Raw genomic sequence first — 18,188 nt, 5'->3', positions numbered from 1 at the left:
ATGGCAGCCCACATCGTCCGCCTTCACATCAGCAAGGAAGCGGAGCGGAACGCGCTGGAAGTGCTGCAGATCGACAAGGCGCGCTCGCAACTTCATGTCCAGCCGCGAAAACCGCTGGCAATCGAGAGCAACGATCCCCGTTTGAACGCCGCCCTTATCATCATGGAGCAGCACACCGAAAAGGCGATCTCGATCCCGGAACTCGCCGCGTCCGTCGGTCTGTCGCGTCGGCAACTGGAGCGCCTGTTCATGGAAAAGGCGAAAATGTCGCCGGCGCTCGTCTACCGGAAGTTCCGGCTGGAGCGCGCCAAGCACCTTCTCACCCAGACCGATGCGTCGCTGATCGAGATCGCGCTCGACGTCGGCTTTGAAAGCGCCGGGCATTTTTCCAGGATATTCGCAAAGGCCTACGGACAGACGCCGAGCAGGCTCAGAGCGCAAAAATCGATGTGAACGAACATGTAATCCCGGGGCGGTCGCCATTCCAGCGCGAACAACCCGGTTGCCCGCCCGTTTGACGACGCATAAGCTGCGAAGCGCGGCAGGCTCTCAGTCAATCAGGATTGCAGACCTCGCTGCGGTCTCCTTCCCGGATTCTCCAAAAGGCCAAGTACGACCATCATGACAGTCGCCGTCCCAACCATGTCGCGTCCAAAGACCCATCTTGCCGTCCTGGCCATTCTGGGCCTCACCCATCTGCTGAACGACCTGATGCAGTCGCTGATACCAGCTGCCTATCCTATTTTGAAGGATGCCTATGCGCTGGATTTCGTGCAGATCGGCATGATCACCATGACGTTCCAGATCGCCGGGTCTCTGCTACAGCCGGTGATCGGTATGGTGACGGACAAACATCCCGCGCCCTATTCGCCGGTCGTCGGCATGATGTTTACGCTCTCGGGGCTTGTCAGCCTCGCCTTTGCCCATAGCTACGCGGTGATCCTGGTTTCCGTCGCGCTGATCGGCATCGGATCGTCCATCTTTCACCCCGAAGCAACCCGCATGGCGCGCTACGCCGCCGGCGGACGGCAGGGACTGGCACAAGGACTGTTTCAAGTCGGCGGCCAGGCGGGCGGCGCGCTCGGCCCGGTCTTTGCCGCGCTGATCATTGTTCCTTGGGGACAGCCGAGCCTTGCTTGGTTTGCCGTTCTGGCGCTGATGGCCATGGCGCTTCTGGTCTGGATCGGCAGCAAGCAGCGGGAGATCAGCGCCGCATTCATGGCATTGCGGGCCGACGGGAAGAAGGCGGGCGGCGCCGTTCGTCACGCGCCAGCGACTGTGGCGGTGGCCCTGGTGGTCCTGACCCTGCTGATGTTCACCAAGAACGCCTATGGCGAGAGCTTCCGCTCGTTCTACACCTTCTATCTCATGGAGAGGTTCGGCCTATCGATCCCCTCCGCACAGATGATGCTGTTCATCTTCCTGCTGGCATCCGCCGCCGGCGCGCTGATCGGCGGCATCGTCGGCGACCGCATCGGGCGCTACCGCATCATCTGGATCTCGGTTCTGGGCCCGCTTCCGCTGACACTGATGCTGCCGCATGTGGACCTGTTCTGGACCGGTGTGCTGACGGTGATGATCAACCTGATCATGGCAAGTGCGTTCGCCTCTATCCTGATCTACGCCATCGAGCTTTTGCCGCACCGGATCGGCCTGATCGGCGGGCTGTTTTACGGCCTGAATTTCGGCCTCGGCGGCATTGCCGCAGCGCTGCTTGGAATATTGGCTGACAGTTACGGCGTCGAAACCGTCTACTACGTCTGCTCGTTCCTCCCGCTCGCGGGGCTTCTGGCGTGGTTCCTTCCACGAATTGAAGAGGGCCATCGGTAGAAGCGACCGCCGATCGACGACGCGCTCGTGCAATGAGCGCCGGCCTTGACCACAGCACGAACCTGCCGCCATGCTCCTCCGCAAACCGTTGGGACACGCGTTCGCGCGTCCCATCCTCCGGCCGCCCTTCAACCCGGTTGCGTTGAAAACCGCCGGCATTCGGCCTATCGTCTCTAAGGTGATCCTTGCGGACATCCTTGCTGGGCGCAATTCGACGAGCAGCCTCTCCCCTCTTTTTCCGAAGGCTCTCGTGTCAGTCGGATGTGAGCAGATTGGAGGGACCATGTGCAATCCGACCAAGATCGCAGCGTTCCTGATCAGCGCAAGTGTGCTGCTCCTGATCGCGGTCGTCCTCGCCGGCATCGCAACCGCGCTCGCTGGATCATGGTGGACATCGGCAGCCAACATGCCGATCATGCTCGCTATTGCCGTCTTGTCTGCAAGCGCGATGGGTTCGGTCAACGCGGCTGCGGCGGAGGCTGCCCAATGTACGGTGGCGCCCTGCAAAGAGGCCGGCGACAAGCTCTTTGCTGTGCTTATTGGCTTGGCCGCAGCTCTGGCAGCCCTCACAGCGGCGGCCGTAGCCGCAGCGTTCATCGCGGTAATCCCATACGCAGGTATTGCAGTTGCAATCGCGATTGGGGTCAGTGCCACCGCAGCTGGAATTACCCTCGCCGTCGCGTCCAGTGCACTCCTTCCGCAACTTGACGATTGTCGTACCCGCGCCTCTGTGGGGACGCCAAGCGGCTTGGTCGAGTTTCAAAAGAGCTTCGGTCTCATCGCCGGCGGCGCACTCGCGCTGGCCGGAGGGATTGTCACCTTCAAGCCTCTCTAGGTCGCGTCAGCCTTGTCGAGGGGTCGTCGCCCCCCGAGCGCCAGATTGTTTCGAGGCGACGGGCTGACGAACAGCCACTCGGCGAGAACCGCACAGACCAGGATCGAACCCCAGATGCTGGCAAGATAGATGTCGCTGAAAGTCACCTGCGGCCAGATAGCCATCGCGATACCGCCGAGGCCGAGAAACACCCGCAACGCCACCGCCGCGAAAGTCAGGGCATAGTTGCGGATCATCCAGATGCGGTGATCCGCAAAACGACGCGCTCTTGCCGCCCGATAACCCTTCCACATCGTGAACATCCAGGCCAGTGCCAGGAGAACGAAGCCGATCTGCGCCGGGATGCCGGATGTGGACATCAGCGCCGCGACGAGACCCGCAATGCTGCCGATCACGACGACGACCACATAGACCCGGCCGAGATAGCGATGCCACCGCGGGAAGCGGCTGCGGAACCCGGCAAGGAGCTGGAACGGACCGATGACAAGGGCCACGGCGCCCGGCACCCCATGGATCGAAATCCAGAGCAGATGAGAGAGATGAGCGCGATTGAGCGGGATCTTGCTCAAGGCAGGATCGAGCGTCAGGTATGGTGGCACCGAATAAAGGGCGATGCCGACGGCCGATGCGATGAAGAGAGCCCATGTTGTCTTGCGGGGCAGGCTGGCGCTCACAATGCTCATGTTCGTTCGCTTTTCTTGAGAGGGTGAGGCGAAAATACAACCGTAATGATAGAAACTGAATTGCAAGAACGCCGGCATTTGATAGAAAGAAACTTATGAGCAGACCGGTGTCATGGGACGACCAGCGGATATTCCTCTCGGCGCTTGAAACCGGCAGTTTTGCCGGGGCCGCCCGGGCGCTCGGCCTGTCGCACCCCACGGTTCGAGCCCGGATTGCGGCGCTGGAGAAAGCGCTCGGAACGACGCTGTTCACCCGCTCCGTCAACGGCCTTAACCCGACCGATCACGCGCGCGACATGGCCGCCACCGTGCGCACCATGGCGGCCGCTTCGGAGCTGTTCGTCCGTCAGGCCGCCGCGCCGTCGGATGCGCTGTCGGGCGTCGTGCGGCTCAGCGTGTCGGACTTCATGGCCGTCGAAGTCGTGCCTCCGATCCTTGCCCGGCTGCGCCGATCCCATCCGGGCATCCGCATCGAGCTGGTCGCGAGCGACCGGGTGGCCGACCTGTTGTCGCGTGAAGTCGACGTCGCGATCCGCAACATACCCCCGGTTCAGTCCGTTCTGGTGGCGCAGAAGCTGCCGCCGGTGTCACTCGGCTTCTTCGCCTCAACCCACTATCTCGCCACGCATGGCGTGCCGGAATGTCTGGACGACCTGGCAGGGCATGACCTGATCGGACCGGATCGAAACCTGCGGGAACTCGCATTGGCCGAAGCGCTCCGTCCGGCCAATGCGCAGGCGAGCTTCGTCCTTCGAACCGACAGTCACACGGCCGTTGCGGCCGCCGTCCGGGCGAGTGTCGGCATCGGGGTCATGCAGGTCCCTTCCGCCACGCGCGATCCCGATCTCCGGCGTGTCCTTCCCGGGCTCGTGATCGCCGAGCTCGGCACGTGGGTCGTCACCCATGAGGACATGCTCGACATGCCCCGTATCCGCGCGGTGTTCGATGCCCTCGTCACCGGATTGTCCGCTTATTCGCATCGCGTCGAGCAATAGACTTCGAACGGCCACAGCGACGGCCCCAAAGCGCGTCGCCCGCCCACCGGGTTCTTTGGCCCTCAAGCTACGGCGCATCCCCGCGACATGCTCTTCCGCCAAGCGCACTGGTGACGCCGTTTCGACGCACAGGGCCGCGCGCCATGTCCGATATCGGGCGCGCAAGGCTTGCCAAGCCCGACACTTTCGACCATTGCACTCCGAAACAAACAAACACGGGCCTGGCAGATGATTTGCGAGGCGAGGGAATTCGGAACAGTTTTTGATGAACACGCATGTTTATCCGTCGGCCTCTCCTGTTGAACAGGACGCCCGCACATGGTTGAAGATCCTTGCGAAGTACCGTCAGCCCCGCATCGGGCGCAGTGCCTTTGAGCTTCTTGTCACGATCGTCCCGTTCGCCTGTTTCTGGGCCATCGCCTACTTTTCCCTCGCTTACGGGGTCTGGTACGGGCTGATCGCGATCATTCCGGCCGCAGCCTTCCTGCTCAGACTGTTCATGATCCAGCACGATTGCGGCCACGGTTCATTTTTCGCCCGTCGCGCCCTCGACGATTGGTCAGGTCGCGTCATCGGCGTGCTGACCATGACGCCCTACGACTATTGGCGCAGGTCCCACGCCGCTCATCACGCCTCGGCCGGCAATCTGGATGAGCGGGGAACCGGCGACATCACCACGCTCACCATCTCGGAGTACCGCGCGCTTTCCCGCCTGAAGCGACTGCGCTACCGCTTGTACCGGCACCCACTTGTGATGTTCGGCATCGGCCCGGCCTGGCTCTTTTTGCTCAAGCAACGTCTGCCCTTCGGGATGATGAAGGGCGGCGCGCTGCCCTGGGTTTCCACCATGACGACGAACGCCGCGATCCTGGCCTGCGCCGCCTTGGCGGCCTGGGCGATTGGACTTGGACCTTTCCTCCTGGTCCACCTGCCGATCGTGCTTCTGGCCGGCGCCGCCGGCATCTGGCTCTTCTACGTGCAGCACCAGTTTGAGGAGACGCACTGGTCGGCCGGAGAGGACTGGCACTTTCCGCGGGCAGCCCTGCACGGCGCATCGCACTATGACCTGCCGCTGGTGCTTCGATGGCTGACCGGCAATATCGGCATTCACCACGTGCATCATCTCTCGAGCAGGATCCCATACTACAGATTGCCGGAGGTTCTGCGCGACCATCCCCAACTCGCGGATATCGGACGCATAACGCTCTGGGATAGCTTGCGTTGCGTCAAGCTTGTCCTTTGGGACGATCGACGCCAGAGACTGGTGTCCTTCCGTGACGCCGCTGCCGCTCACCCTTGATGGACGAGTGATCAGCTAGGCGTGCGCGGCGTCAATTCAGGCCGGCACGGGCAAGTCCCTCGATCAGGCGCGCCCGATCCTCGGCGCGGACGAAAGACGATGTCACTGCGACCGCGTCCCGTGAGATGTCGGGAACGATCGACTTGAGCCGTCCGAGCAGGTCCGCGGCAGCCTCCTGATTGCCCAGAAGTCCGGCACAGGCCGTACCGATGATGAGCGGAACCGCATGGCCGGAGCGCAAACGATGCGCCTCGCGTGCGTAGTACAATCCAAGTTGGTAGTCCGCGCCCTGGAAATAGGCCATGGCGTAGTAAAACTGAAAATCGCCGAGAAAAGCCTCGCGTGGGCTCAGTCTGAGGGCGTGGTCGATACACGGAATGGCGTCTGCCCCGCGCCCTCCGTTGGCATGCGCAAGTCCCAACTGCCCGTGTGCAAAGGCCGAGTTGGGGTTGATCGCGACAGCCTGGCTGATCGCTGCCGTCGCCAGGACATTGTCGCGCGTCGCAAAGGCTATCATCGCCTGCGCAAGGTAGGTCCACTGTTCCTTGTCATCCGCGGCGATGGCCTGTTGGACCAAATCCCTGGCCAGTGCCAGGGCGGATCCCATGTCCTCCCACCCCTGGAACGCGCGCCACACGGTAATCCAGCCTTTCATGGCCAGCGCCTGGGCATAACCGGGCGCCAGTCCGATGGCCCGATCGAGCAGGGGGAGCATCTTCCCGCTGCTCTCCTCGGAGAGTTGCGAACACAGGAACACCGCCCGCACGACACATTCCCAGGCATCAAGGCCATGATGCGGTTTGGGACTTTCACGAGCGTGCTCCGCCGCCAGCAGTTCCGGCCCGATGCGGCCGACGACGCTTGCGGTGATTTCGTCCTGGATGGCGAAGATGTCGCCGAGGTCGCCATCGTACCTCTCGGCCCAGAGATGGACTTCGGAGGCCGCATCGATGAGCTGCGCGGTCACCCGCATCCGGTTGCCGGCCTTGCGGACACTCCCTTCAAGAACATAGCGGATCCCGAGCTCGCGCCCGATGGCGCGCACATCCACGGGCTTTCCCTTGAAGGTGAACATGGTGTTTCGGGCGATGACGAAGAAGCCCTTGAGCTTGGACAGCGCCGTGGTGATGTCCTCGGTGAGCCCATCGCTGAAAAAGTCCTGCTCCGGGTCAACGCTCATGGCATTGAACGGCAACACGGCGATGGACGGTCGGTCCGGAAGTGCAGGCCTCGGAGCGGCTTTCCGCCCGACCGTCCTTTCCAGAAGCGCGCGGTACAGTCGCACCGGTCGCTCCATGTTCTTGAGCGGGCGTTCGCCGAGATACTCGTAGTCGCAGTCAAGTTTGCCCGGGAGGTGATCGTAGACCGTGCCGGAAATGCAGATGCCGCCCGGATCAGCCAAGGTCTGGAGGCGGGCCGCGATGTTGACCCCATCACCGTAGAGATCCCCATCGGCCTCATGGATCACATCGCCGAGATTGACGCCGATCCGGAAGATGATTCGTTTCTCCGTCGGGATATCGGCCTGGCTGCCGGCAACCGCTTTCTGGACGGCGACCGCGCACGCGACCGCATCGACGACTGAGCCGAATTCCACGAGCGCACCGTCGCCCATCAGCTTGACGATGCGGCCCTGATGGGCCGCCAGCAGCGGATCGATCACGTCCTTGCGCAGAGCCTTGAGCGCCGACAACGTCCCAGCCTCGTCATGTTCGACGAGGCGGGAATAGCCGACGACGTCAGCGGCCAGGATTGCGGCCAGCCGCCGCTCTGCTCTTGCAGTTGCCATGGCTGTCTCCCCCTCAGGAGATCCGCCGGATGAGCCCAGGTGCGATTGAGGCGACAAGCACCGTCCGGCGGCCCGACGCCACGACCGTGCTATTCCATGTTACCACCGAGCCGGTCCCATGGCGACGCTTCACGAGAGTGCCGTCTTGAAGCGGCGCCTCGCATTACATTCTGAAAAGCGCAAATTCCTGCGAACTGTGATCTAGAAATCACCGCGAAAACCTGTAAGTTGGGCAACCTTTTCCAACCGACGAGCGGGCAATGCAGGTTCTAGTACGTGATAACAATGTCGATCAGGCGCTCCGCGTCCTGAAGAAGAAACTCCAGCGCGAAGGCATTTTTCGCGAAATGCGGATGCGCGAGGCTTTTGAAAAGCCTTCGGTCAAGAAGGCGCGCGAGAAAGCCGAGGCGGTAAGCCGCCAGCGCAAGAATGCGCGCAAGCAAATGCAGCGCGAAGGCCTGCTCCCGTCGAAGCCGAAAAAGACCAGGTAGCTTCACGAACGCTTGGCGCCGCCGCTGTGACGGTGGCGTCGGGCGCACCTCGATTTTACGAGTGCACATCTTGATTGAGCCTCCGCCCCCAAGGCGGAGGCTCAATCATTTGGGGTGCGTCGGCAGGCATGGCCCTGACACACCCGTTCGCATCAAAGCACCAGGAAACCGGCGTCGACCGGGTCGTCGCGGTTGATGGTCCAGGCGGCAGTGCCGAGAATTCCTGCCGTACCCTTGACCGTCGGGCGCACGGCCCGCACCGAGCCGAGCTTCGTTTCTCCGATCAGGCAGCCTTCGAACACGCCCGAGCCGAGAAGTCCTTCGGAGGTGATCGTCTGGTTCACGGTGATGACGCCACGCTTCTCGAAATAGGCCATCATCGCCGAGGTACCGGTTCCGCCCGGCGAGCGATCGAGCTGGCCGGCAGAAAAGACATGCACGTTCTTGTAAAGGCACCCTTCAATCGTCGGCTCGTGCCAGAAGGTGACGAAGTTCAGGTTGTTGATGTGGGCTTCGGTCGGATGCTGGACCTTGACCTTCTCGCGGATGGCCTCGCGGGCAATCAGACCCATGCGCGACAGTTCGGAGCCATTCTCAGGCGCGATACGCAGCGTGGTGTTGCGCAGATCGATAATGCCGAAGTAGTTGCCGCCCCAGACGAGATCGGCTTTCAGTGCGCCGTAGCCCGGCAGTTCGAACTCGATGTCCTGCTCGGCGACATAGGCCGGAACATTCTCGAACCGGGTCCACAGCACGCGATCGCCTTCGTGGGCGACTTCGGCCACGACCAGACCGGCCGTCGTTTCGAAACGGATCTTCGTCAGTCCGTCCGGCGAGCGGCGCACCAGGCCATTCGCGACCATCGCCATGGCGACTGCGATCGTGCCGTGGCCGCACATGTGCGAATATTCCTTGCCGTCGATGTAGATCAGGCCGGCATCGAACTCCCGCGATGAAGGCGGCGTCAGGAAGACACCGAACATGTCCGCATGACCGCGCGGTTCGCGCATCAAGGCCTTGCGCAGCCAGTCGTAGTTCTCCTCCAGAAAGGCGCGCTTCTCGAGGATGCTCGAGTTCGCCGGATAGGGGACACCGCTATAGATGATGCACAGCGGTTCGCCTTCTGTATGGGTATAGATTACGTTATACACGTCCTGAACGCGCATCGCATGTCTCCTGAAAATGTTGGGTTTGGTAAGCGTTAACTTCCGGACAGGAAGTCCAGACCGATCAGCCAGTCGATCAGTATGATCGCTATGGCCGCGGCCAAGATGGTCAGCGACGAGACCGCCGCAATCGATGGATCAACCGAATACTGCACGTAATTGAAGAGCTGCACCGGGATGGTGTTGAGCGTCGACGTGGTGTTGAAGATCGACAGCTCAACATTGATGAACGAGGTGATGAAGGCGAAGATGCCGCCGGACACGAGCCCTGCCCGGATCTGCGGAAGCGTGACCAGGAAGAACGTCGACCATGCGGAAGCGCCAAGATCGCGCGATGCCTCTTCCTGCGACAGTTGTTCCTGTGAAAAGAGCGGCAGGAGCGTGCGCAGAACGAAGGGCGTGACGATCACGACGTGGCCGACCAGCAGCGCCGGGAAGTTGCGCACAAGCCCGATCGATGCGCCGTACTGCAGCAGTGCTGCGCCGATGACGATGTGCGGCAGGACGAGCGGTGACAGCATGAGGGCCGAGAGCGCCGATTTTCCGGGGAAGGAATAGCGCGCCATCGCGATCGCGGCAGGCAGTGCGACGAGTATTGCTGCGAGGGTCGCAAGCGCCGCGAGAACGGCACTTGTGAGGAAGGAGCGGAGATAGGTCGGGTTTTCCAGGACGACCGCATACCAGGAGAGCGTCAGCCCCTGCGGCGGAAAAGCCAGGAACTTCGTGTCGGTGAGCGAGACACCGATCACCACGACCAGCGGCAACACGAGAAAGGCCAGCGTCGAGAGCGCTACGAGACGGATGAACATGTCAGTTTCCTTTCATGTCATGCGCGCCAAGCCGCGCCAGCCAGGACGAGAAGCCGATCAGGGCCATGGTGAAGGCCAGAAGCGTGATGGACAGCGCACCGCCATAATTGAAATCGAACACCGTCGAATACTGTTGGAAAGCCAGCATCGCGAGCACCGTCACCTTGCCGCCCGAAAGGAGCGCCGGCGTGACGTAGGCGCTGATCGCCATGGAGAAGACGATGATCCCGCCGGCCATCACGCCATGCATCGTCAGCGGAAACGTGATGCTGAAAAACGTACGCATCGGACCTGCGCCGAGATCGCGTGACGCCTGTTCCAAGGCGGGTTCGACCCGAGCGAGCGCATTGCCGATTGTCAGCACGGTGAACGGCAACAGGATGTAGACCAGGCCAATCAGGATGCCGGTTTCGGTTCCGAGGAAGCGGACCGGACGTTCCACCAGGCCGGTCGCGAGCAACGCGTCGTTGACAAGTCCGGTGCGCCCGAGAAGGACCATCCAGCCGAAAGAACGGACGATGTTGGAGGTGAACAGCGGCAGGATCAAAAGGATCACGCATGCCCGTCGCCAGCTGCGCCATTGGACGATACGGACCAGATACCAGGCGAGCGGATAACCGAGCACCACGCAGATCAAGGTGGACAGGATTGCGAGCCGGAAGGTGACGCCGATGACCTGCCAGTGATAGCCGTCCATCAGGATACGACCATACTGGGCGAAGCTGACCTGGCCGTCCTGCGTGGTGAGCGATGCGACCAGCACCACGCCGAGGGGCATCAGGAAGAAAGCCGTGAACACGCAGACCGGCAGCGCAAGCAGCCAGAGAAGGGTCGGGCGGGAGGTAAACATCGCCTATCCTTCCAGAACGTGGACATCCGCCGGATCAAAACCGGCGATGACGTCGACACCGTCGCGCACGCCATCCGGCAAGGCGCTGTAACGGCGGGCGTGCAGCGTCCGGTCGCCGGAGGTGAGGTAGATATTGGACGTGCCGCCGACATAGGTGGTGGCGGTCACGCGGCCAGGCAGTGACGACCAACCTGCGGGCAGATCGTCCGCCTGCGTAAAGACGCGCAAGTTTTCCGGGCGGAGGACACCCTCGGACGGGTTTTCGGCGCGTGAACGGCCATCGGCCTGCATCGGCAGAATGTTCGCCTCCCCGATGAAGTCGGCGACGAAACGGGTCTTCGGACGGCGGTAGATCGCCTCCGGGACGTCGATCTGTTCGATATGGCCGGCCGACATGACCGCGATACGATCGGACATGGCCATCGCCTCCTCCTGATCGTGGGTGACGAAGATGAACGTGATGCCGAGCTGGACTTGCAACTGTTTCAGTTCGATCTGCATGCGCTTGCGCAACTGCAGGTCCAGTGCCGACAACGGTTCGTCGAGCAGCAGCAGCTTGGGTCTGTTGACGATGGCGCGCGCAAGCGCCACCCGTTGCTGCTGTCCACCGGACATCGCGCGCGGACTGCGGGGCGCCATTGCGGCAAGCCCCACCATTTCCAGCGCTTCCTGGGCACGGCTTTCCGCCTCCTTGCGAGAGGCGCCGCCACGCAGAGGCCCGTAGGCGACGTTCTGCAACACGGTCATATGGGGGAACAGCGCATAGTTCTGGAAGACCGTGTTCAGTGGTCGCTTTTCGGGCGGCAGAACCGAGACATCCTCGCCATCGATCACGACACGACCGCTGTTTGCGGACATGAACCCGCCGATGATGCGCAGAAGCGTCGTCTTTCCGCAGCCCGACGGGCCGAGCAACGAAATAAATTCGCCCTGCGCGACATCCAACGACACGCGATCAAGCGCGCGATAGTTGGCGAAGGACTTCGTGACGTTTGTGATGGCAAGCAGGGTCATTGGTTCAGTTCGCAATCTCGCGGTTCCAGCGGTCGGTGATCGCAGGTCGCGCCGCATTGACTTTGGCCCAATCGAAGAGACGCAAGGTCTCGATCGACCCACCGGTGCCCCAGGGCAGTTTTCGCTCGACATCGGCCGAGAGCGTGACGCCGGTGATCGCCGGGCCGAGATAGAGCTTTTCCGCAAGGCAGGTTGCGGCTTCGGGCGTCAGGGCCGTGTCGATGAACTTGGCCGCGGCTTCCGCATTTTTCGTACCCTTGACGATGTGCATGCGCGCATCGGTGGCCCACACACCTTCCTTCGGGACGACGAAGCCGATCGGCAGGCCGGCATCGATCAGGTCCCATGCACCAACATTGAAATGCGCGCCGATGACAATCTCGTTGCTCTGGAACGCGTTGGAAGCAGCACCTGATGTATCGTAGAGCAGGCCACTATCCAGCGATTTCAGCTTGGCGAATGTGGCATCCATGGTTTCGGACGCATCGCCGAAGGCGCCGGCAAGAAAGATCACGAACGGCACGCCGGCGGAATTGTTCGGCGACGGAATGGCGACGGCCCCGGCATAGGCGTCGTTCCACAGTTCCTCCCAACTCTTGGGCGCTTCGGTCACTTCCGACGTGTTGTAGATCAGACCGAGCGAATAGTAGCCGGCGCTGACGGCGAAGACATGATCGCCGTTCTTGTAGGCAGCCTGCGGCAGAAGGGCTCCGGAATTGGAAAGCTCTGCGAGATCGATCGGCTCCAGAACGCCTGCGGCTTCCGCGATCTCGCTGATGCCGCCATCCATGTAGGCAACATCGATGACCGCATTTCCAGTCTGCTGCTGCAGCTTGGAGAGCGTGGTGGTCGAATTGCCGATTTCAGCAACGACCTGAATTCCGGTCGCCTTCGTAAAGGGTTTTGCGACACATGCGTCGAACGCTTCGCCCCAGTTGCCACCATAGTAGGCAACTGTGATCGACTGCGGCGCTGTCTGGGCGAGGCCTGTCTGGGGGAGGCCGACGACACTGGCAACCGTGGCAAGCAGGATGGTTTTTTTCATCTGATATCTCCGTCTCTGGGGTTGCGCTTTGTGCGCTTGGGACCTCTGTCCGGCTGAGACCATAGCAATAAGCACGGCATCCATATTGAATATTATGGACGCATGATTGAACATGGCCGACAACTTCATCGGTGGCCAGCGGTATGACAAAGACGCGGGAAAGCAGTTTCGAACTGCGTATAGCATTCATTCTGCAGAACAAATTCACGCTTGCAGCCTTCTCCGGCTTCATTGACGCGCTGCGGCTCGCAGCCGACGACGCAGCAAAGAGCCGGCAGATCCGTGTCGGATGGGACGTCTATTCGCTGTCCGGAGGCCCGGTTCATGCCAGTTGCGGCGTCGCGATCACCACGCTGCCGGCACCCCGCGATCCCGCAGGTTTCGATTACGTCGCGGTCTGCGGCGGCAACAGCTTCGACGACGATACGCCGGCTCCAGCACTGATGCATTTTATCCGGTCGGCCCACGGGAACGGCGTCGGGCTGCTCGGCATCTGTACGGGAAGTTTCGCGTTGGCGCGGGCCGGCCTCATCGATGCACGCCGGTACTGCATTCACTGGAACGTACTCGAGGCGTTCAAGAGCCGCTTTCCCCGCGCACAGATCTCGCTCGACCGGATTTTCGTCGATGAAGGCGATGTCATTACCTGTGCCGGGTCGACCGCAGCCATCGATCTGGCGCTGTACCTCATCGTGCGTCATTGCGGCTCCGAACGGGCCCGGCAGGTGATGCGGCACATGATGCTCACCTCGATGCGCCCGGCCAGTGTGCCGCAAGCGCATTTTTTCCAGTTGCCGCCCGACGGAACCGACAGCCGCGTGCGCAAAGCGCTGCACTTCATGGAACAACAGCTCGACCAGCCGCCAAACAACCTCGCAATTGCCCGCTATTGCGCGATATCGCATCGCCAGCTCGAACGCCTGTTTCGCGCCAACCTCGGCCAGACGATCGGCCAAACCTTTAGAAACATGCGGCTGAACTACGGGCGCTACCTGCTTTCCGGCGGCTCGCTGACGGTGATGGAGATTGCCAACATCACAGGCTTCGCAGACACGGCCCATTTCTCGCGGGAGTTCCGCAAAACGTTTGGGGACACGCCGAGCGCCTTCCGGGCGCTGGAACGCCCGGATCAGCGCTGAACAGTCGGGCGCCCAGCGATCGATTGAGGCACGGACAGCGTTTTCCGTCAGCCCATGCGCACGATGCGCCCCCCTCGCCAGCGGTCGGAAACGTACCCGCACCACCGAGATTATCTCGCCGTCGCACAGCTCGGGCGCGATCCGTGACACATCTTGGACGCAACCCGGAGGCCCGCTTCACGCCTTGTTAACCACGAATTGTGAAAATGCGCCCATCCGGTGGGCATGAGGCCAACCGTTCGTTCGGGTAAAAGCGCATGCGTAAGCCGCAAGATCACAACCTTTCATTTGGAAACCCCTTCCAGCAGAACGAGCACCTCGTCTCCCGCCGCACTGTGCTTTCGGGCCTCGGCGTGATGACCCTGCTTGGTGCCTCCGGCTGCTCGCAGGCGCTTGAACTGCCGTCGCTCGAGCCGTCCGGCCGCATGGCGCCAGCGGGCGTCGACCGCATGTCGACCGGGGCGATCCCACTGGTCAGCGTCGACAGCAACATCACCGACAACGGCACGATGTATGCCTCGCTGGTCGACAATGGTTTCGCGATCCCGGCAGTCCCGTTCCAGAAGATCAAGCCGGAATTCCGGCGTCAGATCGTTCTCGATCCGACCGGCGAGGCGCCGGGAACGATCGTGGTGCGGCTCAGCGAGCGGTATCTCTACTGGGTCCAGGAAGGCGGCGAAGCCATCCGCTACGGCGTCGGCATCGGCAAGGCCGGCTTCGAATGGAACGGCCGCGCCGAGATCCAGTACACGAAGCAGTGGCCGACCTGGACGCCTCCCAAGGAGATGATCGCGCGCAAGCCCGAGCTCGTAAAATGGTCGAGCGGCCAGCCCGGTGGCCTCGACAACCCCCTTGGCGCCCGCGCGCACTATATCTTCAAGGATGGCCATGACACCGGCTATCGCGTGCACGGCTCGCCGGAATGGTGGACCATTGGCACTCAGGCATCCTCCGGCTGCGTGCGCATGATCAACCAGGACGTCATCGACCTCTACAACCGGGTCAAGGCGTCGCCGACCAAAGTGCCGATCGTGGTGGGATGAAAGACTTCCTTTTCGAAAATGAGCTGGCCCGTTATCGCTTGCGTGCCCGTGCTCGGTAGTCCGCCATTTTCATCCGTGCCGCGCACGCATCGGAACAGTATAGCTTTGATCCGTTGCGCGTGACGTCGACATAGCTGCGATCGCAGTCCCGGGCATGACAGATGCCAAAGCGCCGGCTGCCGAAGGTGTCCATCAGAAGCGCCAGCGATACCGCAAATTCTGCAGCAAGCGCCTCCACGTCGGTTTCGCCATCGCCGTGAAAGTGAAGATGATGGGGCTGCCCCACATCTTCAATGAGGTAGGGGCTAGCCCTGTAACGGCGCATGAGCCGATTGAGGGTCGCGGCGGCCGACGTTTCGTCCTCCGCCTCAAAGACCGTGCGAAGTTCGGCCGCCACCCGATACAGCCGGGCACCGCCATCTTTCACGGAAAGGATGCGCTCCCGCATCATGGCACCGAGCCTGGACGCAAAGGCGTCCTTCAAGGCGTCATTGCGCAGGCCCTGATGGGGACGCCCCCCTGCCCGGCCGTCGATCGCAAGGTTCACCAGCGTCGCAGCCAGACCGGATTGCCGTTGTGAGTTACTTGTAAGTTGCATTTGACAGGTAACACCTCGCTCTTCCATTGTTACGTCTTAACAGCGGGAGAGAGGTAACACCATGTCGACCTGGCGAAACTACGCCGCCGTTCTGCGCGGTCCCGGTGTCACGCGACTTGCAGGCGCGACGACGATCAGCCGCCTGACGACATCGATGCTGAGCCTTTCGCTTCTGCTATCAGTCTCAAAAGGCAGTGGATCATTTGGCGCGGCCGGCGCTGTCTTGTTCTGCCACGCGCTGTCGCTGGCCGTGGCCGCACCGGTCGGCGGTCGTCTCGCGGATCGATACGGCCCACGCCGCACGCTTCTGATCTTCATCGCGGTCCATACGCTGTCCTATGCGGCAATCGTATCGGCCATCGGGCTTGACCTGTCGCTCCCGGCGCTCCTTGTAGCGGCAGCCGTTCTTGGTTGCTCGACGCCGCCGTCGGGTGCCGTCGTGCGCGGTGCCTGGCCGCAGCTCGTAGCCCCAAGCAACCTGTCGACTGCATACGCACTCGATACGGCCATCAATTCCTCCACCTTCATTGTCGGGCCCATCGTCGTCGGCGCCCTGCTGGCCTTCATCCCTGCGACCACGGTTCTCGGGCTTTGCGCTGTCGCGAAGATTACGGGAGACCTGCTGATCGCCACCGGACCGTACGGCTGGAAGAGACCGGCCCGCCGCGCCGACAAAGCGCTCACCTTGATGACAAACGTCCCGCTGCTGCTTCTGTTTGCCGTCATCGCCGCAGACACCTTCACGATAGGCGCTTTGCAGGTCGGGGCGGTGGCGAGCGTTGCGGCGGCAACGGCAAGCCTGCTTCTTGGCGCGTTCGCGGGAGGAGAGGTCGTGGGCGGCCTCTATTACGGCGCACGCGCCGGAGGCGCGAAGGTGAACCGAGACCTAGTGGCCTTACACCTGGTGACCGCCGTCTTATTCGTGGCGATGATCGGCGTCACCGTGCCATTTGGCTTGCTGGCGCTTTACATGGCCGCCGGCTTTTTCAGCGGTGCCCGCGATGCAATTGGGCAGCTTGCGGTCGGTCTGAGTGCCAGTCCCGAACTTCGCACGGAGGCGTTCGGCTGGCTCACAAGCTTCATGTGGGCCGGTTACGGCCTTGGAACCCTGCTATCGGGTCAGTTGGGCGAAGAATGGGGCCGTAGCAGCATCTACCTGTGCGCCGCCGCGCTTTCCATGGCGGCCGCCACCATGACGCTCTGGCTGCCACAGATCTCAACCGCTCCGTCGAGCGGAGAGCTGGCCGATGAGCCGCAATGACGTCTCGCGGCCGTTCCATATGATCGGCGTCGAGACGATGTGGCTGCGGCGGAGACGCTCAACGCTCGTGACCGCCTTCCTTTGCATCGGGGGCGGCGGGAACCTCATTTCTTGCCAAGGACCCACCTCGTTGCACGCAACCAGGAGGTCGCGACTGCGGCCGCTGTTGCGACGATGGCCAGACCGCAGAGCATGGCCTTCGAGGTCGTCTCCATGGTGCCCTCGATCAGCATTGCGTGGACTGCGCCGCCAAGCACGACGACGATGACGAGGCCCGTGTGACCGATGCGCCAGGCACGCAGCGAGAGGCGACGCCGGAACGCAGCGAGCAGTGCGGAGGCGAAAAGCGCCCACATGGCGGCGACGCCGAAGACGGAAAACGGGGTCGGTGAGCGCAACAGCAACGCGTCGACGATGTCGGGAGGACTGGTGATCCAGAGGCCGACGACATGAATGACAACCGCCGCGACCAGAACGGGACCAACCGCACGGTGAGCACGACGTCCCGGCAAGAGGGACAGGCCGGGCAGCCAGCCGCGCGCAAGCAGCGGCTGCACCAGCGCGAGACAGAGCGCGACGACGCCGGCAAAGCCGGCGACAATGTAAACCGGGTCGCGCCAAGCCAGATACTCGCTCGTCGCGGCAAAGGTTAGCGGCACGATGATCGCAAACGCCAGGCCGGTCCAGATCAGCATCGCGCGAGCCAGACGCATCGCGTCGGGTCAGGCCGGCTGCAGGACGAAATGCGCCTCAAGACTGGTGTCCTTCGGACTCGACAGCAAGGGGCGAAGGAATACGGTTTCGTATTCGCCGCTGTCATAGCTGAGATGCGCATGGGCCTGGCCGAGCGCCGGCACGATCTGCGGCATTTCGAGCCGGAACGCGCCGCTGGCGTCTGTCAGGGTGGCGCCGTGGCTGTGCCAGTCGCGCTCGCTGCCTTCGGTGGTATGGGCCCAGATCTGTATGCGTTGGCCCGCCAGCGGGGAGCCGTCGCCGGCGCGGCGCACCGTGCCGGACATCCAGAAACCGCCGCCGCCGATGCGCTCGACGATCGGGGCGCCCGGCATATAGTTGTTGGCGCCCCCACGCATCGATGGCGTCGCGGCAAGCCCGGCGGCCCGGGCAGGCACAATGAAGCCGGAAAGCCCCGCCACCGCAAAGGCGGCGCCGGCGGCAATCAAGGTTCGGCGCTCGAAGCAGACGTCAGACATGCCGATCTCCTTCCCGAATTCGACGATGGACGTGCCGAACTTAACGCCTTTTCGGTCGCCGACCAATCGAGGCGGCGAACAAATGCGGGCACGGTTTCGTGATGAAGGGCCGCAGCCTGAACAACGCGA

General features: G+C 62.4%; 19 protein-coding genes. 9 read left to right on the top strand and 10 right to left on the bottom strand.

The window, feature by feature from the left end:
• From VGO12_RS05915 to VGO12_RS05905, 3 genes are all read left to right on the top strand, one after another.
• Window positions 1-453: helix-turn-helix domain-containing protein (locus VGO12_RS05915; RefSeq protein ID WP_327511803.1), on the top strand; the 453-nt coding region annotated here is incomplete at its 5' end.
• Between the two features lie 168 nt (window positions 454-621).
• Window positions 622-1,830, top strand: coding sequence for an MFS transporter (locus tag VGO12_RS05910; protein ID WP_327511802.1), 1,209 nt, complete (start codon window positions 622-624; stop codon window positions 1,828-1,830).
• 283 nt (window positions 1,831-2,113) lie between these two features.
• Window positions 2,114-2,665: a hypothetical protein gene (locus VGO12_RS05905; RefSeq protein ID WP_327511801.1), complete on the top strand. Its 552-nt coding sequence runs from the start codon at window positions 2,114-2,116 to the stop codon at window positions 2,663-2,665.
• On the opposite strand, the gene VGO12_RS05900 is transcribed toward VGO12_RS05905, so the two are convergent.
• Window positions 2,662-3,348, bottom strand: coding sequence for a DUF2306 domain-containing protein (locus VGO12_RS05900; RefSeq protein WP_327511800.1), 687 nt, complete (start codon window positions 3,346-3,348; stop codon window positions 2,662-2,664). The genes VGO12_RS05905 and VGO12_RS05900 overlap by 4 nt on opposite strands.
• Window positions 3,349-3,443: 95 nt before the next feature.
• On the opposite strand from VGO12_RS05900, the gene VGO12_RS05895 reads away from it, so the two are divergent.
• Together VGO12_RS05895 and VGO12_RS05890 are read left to right on the top strand one after the other, a co-directional pair.
• On the top strand, window positions 3,444-4,343 hold the full coding sequence (locus VGO12_RS05895; protein WP_327511799.1) for a LysR family transcriptional regulator: 900 nt from the start codon (window positions 3,444-3,446) through the stop codon (window positions 4,341-4,343).
• A 265-nt stretch (window positions 4,344-4,608) separates the two neighbouring features.
• Entirely contained in the window at window positions 4,609-5,643 is a 1,035-nt protein-coding gene (locus tag VGO12_RS05890; RefSeq protein ID WP_327511798.1) for a fatty acid desaturase, read from the top strand.
• 31 nt (window positions 5,644-5,674) lie between these two features.
• Here the strand turns inward: VGO12_RS05890 and VGO12_RS05885 are convergent, their stop codons facing one another.
• Window positions 5,675-7,432, bottom strand: a complete 1,758-nt coding sequence (locus tag VGO12_RS05885) for an adenylate/guanylate cyclase domain-containing protein (protein WP_327511797.1) — start codon at window positions 7,430-7,432, stop codon at window positions 5,675-5,677.
• A 260-nt stretch (window positions 7,433-7,692) separates the two neighbouring features.
• On the opposite strand from VGO12_RS05885, the gene rpsU reads away from it, so the two are divergent.
• Window positions 7,693-7,923, top strand: a complete 231-nt coding sequence (rpsU, locus tag VGO12_RS05880) for a 30S ribosomal protein S21 (RefSeq protein WP_327511795.1) — start codon at window positions 7,693-7,695, stop codon at window positions 7,921-7,923.
• A gap of 152 nt (window positions 7,924-8,075) precedes the next feature.
• On the opposite strand, the gene VGO12_RS05875 is transcribed toward rpsU, so the two are convergent.
• Genes VGO12_RS05875 through VGO12_RS05855 form a run of 5 tightly spaced genes read right to left on the bottom strand, consistent with a single transcriptional unit; the run spans window position 8,076 to window position 12,807 of the window.
• Window positions 8,076-9,089 carry a proline racemase family protein gene (locus VGO12_RS05875; protein ID WP_327511794.1) on the bottom strand — a complete coding sequence of 338 codons (1,014 nt, stop codon included), beginning with the start codon at window positions 9,087-9,089 and terminating at the stop codon, window positions 8,076-8,078.
• Window positions 9,090-9,124: 35 nt separating this feature from the next.
• A complete protein-coding gene (locus tag VGO12_RS05870; RefSeq protein ID WP_327511793.1) occupies window positions 9,125-9,898 on the bottom strand; it encodes an ABC transporter permease in 774 nt (257 codons plus the stop codon).
• Between the two features lies 1 nt (window position 9,899).
• A complete protein-coding gene (locus tag VGO12_RS05865) occupies window positions 9,900-10,748 on the bottom strand; it encodes an ABC transporter permease (RefSeq protein ID WP_327511792.1) in 849 nt (282 codons plus the stop codon).
• 3 nt (window positions 10,749-10,751) lie between these two features.
• Complete coding sequence (locus VGO12_RS05860; RefSeq protein WP_327511791.1) at window positions 10,752-11,762, bottom strand: ABC transporter ATP-binding protein; 1,011 nt, start codon at window positions 11,760-11,762, stop codon at window positions 10,752-10,754.
• A gap of 4 nt (window positions 11,763-11,766) precedes the next feature.
• Window positions 11,767-12,807: an ABC transporter substrate-binding protein gene (locus VGO12_RS05855; protein ID WP_327511790.1), complete on the bottom strand. Its 1,041-nt coding sequence runs from the start codon at window positions 12,805-12,807 to the stop codon at window positions 11,767-11,769.
• A 143-nt stretch (window positions 12,808-12,950) separates the two neighbouring features.
• Between VGO12_RS05855 and VGO12_RS05850 the strand changes: the two genes are divergently transcribed.
• Both VGO12_RS05850 and VGO12_RS05845 read left to right on the top strand, forming a co-directional pair.
• Window positions 12,951-13,946 (top strand): GlxA family transcriptional regulator, encoded by a 996-nt coding sequence (locus tag VGO12_RS05850; RefSeq protein WP_327511789.1) that lies wholly within the window; start codon window positions 12,951-12,953, stop codon window positions 13,944-13,946.
• 257 nt (window positions 13,947-14,203) lie between these two features.
• Window positions 14,204-14,989, top strand: a complete 786-nt coding sequence (locus VGO12_RS05845; protein WP_327511787.1) for a L,D-transpeptidase — start codon at window positions 14,204-14,206, stop codon at window positions 14,987-14,989.
• A 31-nt stretch (window positions 14,990-15,020) separates the two neighbouring features.
• Here VGO12_RS05845 and VGO12_RS05840 read toward each other — a convergent pair whose 3' ends face one another.
• Window positions 15,021-15,536 (bottom strand): CGNR zinc finger domain-containing protein, encoded by a 516-nt coding sequence (locus VGO12_RS05840; protein ID WP_327511785.1) that lies wholly within the window; start codon window positions 15,534-15,536, stop codon window positions 15,021-15,023.
• Window positions 15,537-15,648: 112 nt separating this feature from the next.
• Between VGO12_RS05840 and VGO12_RS05835 the strand changes: the two genes are divergently transcribed.
• Window positions 15,649-16,848, top strand: coding sequence for an MFS transporter (locus VGO12_RS05835; protein WP_327511784.1), 1,200 nt, complete (start codon window positions 15,649-15,651; stop codon window positions 16,846-16,848).
• Window positions 16,849-16,952: 104 nt separating this feature from the next.
• Here VGO12_RS05835 and VGO12_RS05830 read toward each other — a convergent pair whose 3' ends face one another.
• Window positions 16,953-17,561, bottom strand: a complete 609-nt coding sequence (locus VGO12_RS05830) for a ferric reductase-like transmembrane domain-containing protein (RefSeq protein ID WP_327511783.1) — start codon at window positions 17,559-17,561, stop codon at window positions 16,953-16,955.
• Between the two features lie 9 nt (window positions 17,562-17,570).
• A complete protein-coding gene (locus tag VGO12_RS05825; RefSeq protein WP_327511782.1) occupies window positions 17,571-18,059 on the bottom strand; it encodes a twin-arginine translocation pathway signal in 489 nt (162 codons plus the stop codon).
• Window positions 18,060-18,188 lie beyond the last annotated feature (129 nt).

It is taken from the genome of Ensifer sp., from assembly GCF_035999135.1.
Taxonomy (GTDB): domain Bacteria; phylum Pseudomonadota; class Alphaproteobacteria; order Rhizobiales; family Rhizobiaceae; genus Ensifer.
The sequence above is the reverse complement of the archived record's forward strand: the minus strand, read 5'-3'. Positions and strand labels throughout refer to the sequence as shown.

Bases quoted from the DNA above. Each gene is read 5' to 3' on its own strand.
- VGO12_RS05865 (WP_327511792.1), bottom strand. From the start codon at position 10,748: ATGTTTACCTCCCGCCCGACCCTTCTCTGGCTGCTTGCGCTGCCGGTC.
- VGO12_RS05895 (WP_327511799.1), top strand. From the start codon at position 3,444: ATGAGCAGACCGGTGTCATGGGACGACCAGCGGATATTCCTCTCGGCG.
- VGO12_RS05835 (WP_327511784.1), top strand. From the start codon at position 15,649: ATGTCGACCTGGCGAAACTACGCCGCCGTTCTGCGCGGTCCCGGTGTC.
- VGO12_RS05910 (WP_327511802.1), top strand. From the start codon at position 622: ATGACAGTCGCCGTCCCAACCATGTCGCGTCCAAAGACCCATCTTGCC.
- VGO12_RS05870 (WP_327511793.1), bottom strand. From the start codon at position 9,898: ATGTTCATCCGTCTCGTAGCGCTCTCGACGCTGGCCTTTCTCGTGTTG.
- VGO12_RS05860 (WP_327511791.1), bottom strand. From the start codon at position 11,762: ATGACCCTGCTTGCCATCACAAACGTCACGAAGTCCTTCGCCAACTAT.
- VGO12_RS05855 (WP_327511790.1), bottom strand. From the start codon at position 12,807: ATGAAAAAAACCATCCTGCTTGCCACGGTTGCCAGTGTCGTCGGCCTC.
- VGO12_RS05885 (WP_327511797.1), bottom strand. From the start codon at position 7,432: ATGGCAACTGCAAGAGCAGAGCGGCGGCTGGCCGCAATCCTGGCCGCT.
- VGO12_RS05825 (WP_327511782.1), bottom strand. From the start codon at position 18,059: ATGTCTGACGTCTGCTTCGAGCGCCGAACCTTGATTGCCGCCGGCGCC.
- VGO12_RS05875 (WP_327511794.1), bottom strand. From the start codon at position 9,089: ATGCGCGTTCAGGACGTGTATAACGTAATCTATACCCATACAGAAGGC.
- rpsU (WP_327511795.1), top strand. From the start codon at position 7,693: ATGCAGGTTCTAGTACGTGATAACAATGTCGATCAGGCGCTCCGCGTC.
- VGO12_RS05900 (WP_327511800.1), bottom strand. From the start codon at position 3,348: ATGAGCATTGTGAGCGCCAGCCTGCCCCGCAAGACAACATGGGCTCTC.
- VGO12_RS05830 (WP_327511783.1), bottom strand. From the start codon at position 17,561: ATGCGTCTGGCTCGCGCGATGCTGATCTGGACCGGCCTGGCGTTTGCG.
- VGO12_RS05890 (WP_327511798.1), top strand. From the start codon at position 4,609: ATGAACACGCATGTTTATCCGTCGGCCTCTCCTGTTGAACAGGACGCC.
- VGO12_RS05845 (WP_327511787.1), top strand. From the start codon at position 14,204: ATGCGTAAGCCGCAAGATCACAACCTTTCATTTGGAAACCCCTTCCAG.
- VGO12_RS05905 (WP_327511801.1), top strand. From the start codon at position 2,114: ATGTGCAATCCGACCAAGATCGCAGCGTTCCTGATCAGCGCAAGTGTG.
- VGO12_RS05850 (WP_327511789.1), top strand. From the start codon at position 12,951: ATGACAAAGACGCGGGAAAGCAGTTTCGAACTGCGTATAGCATTCATT.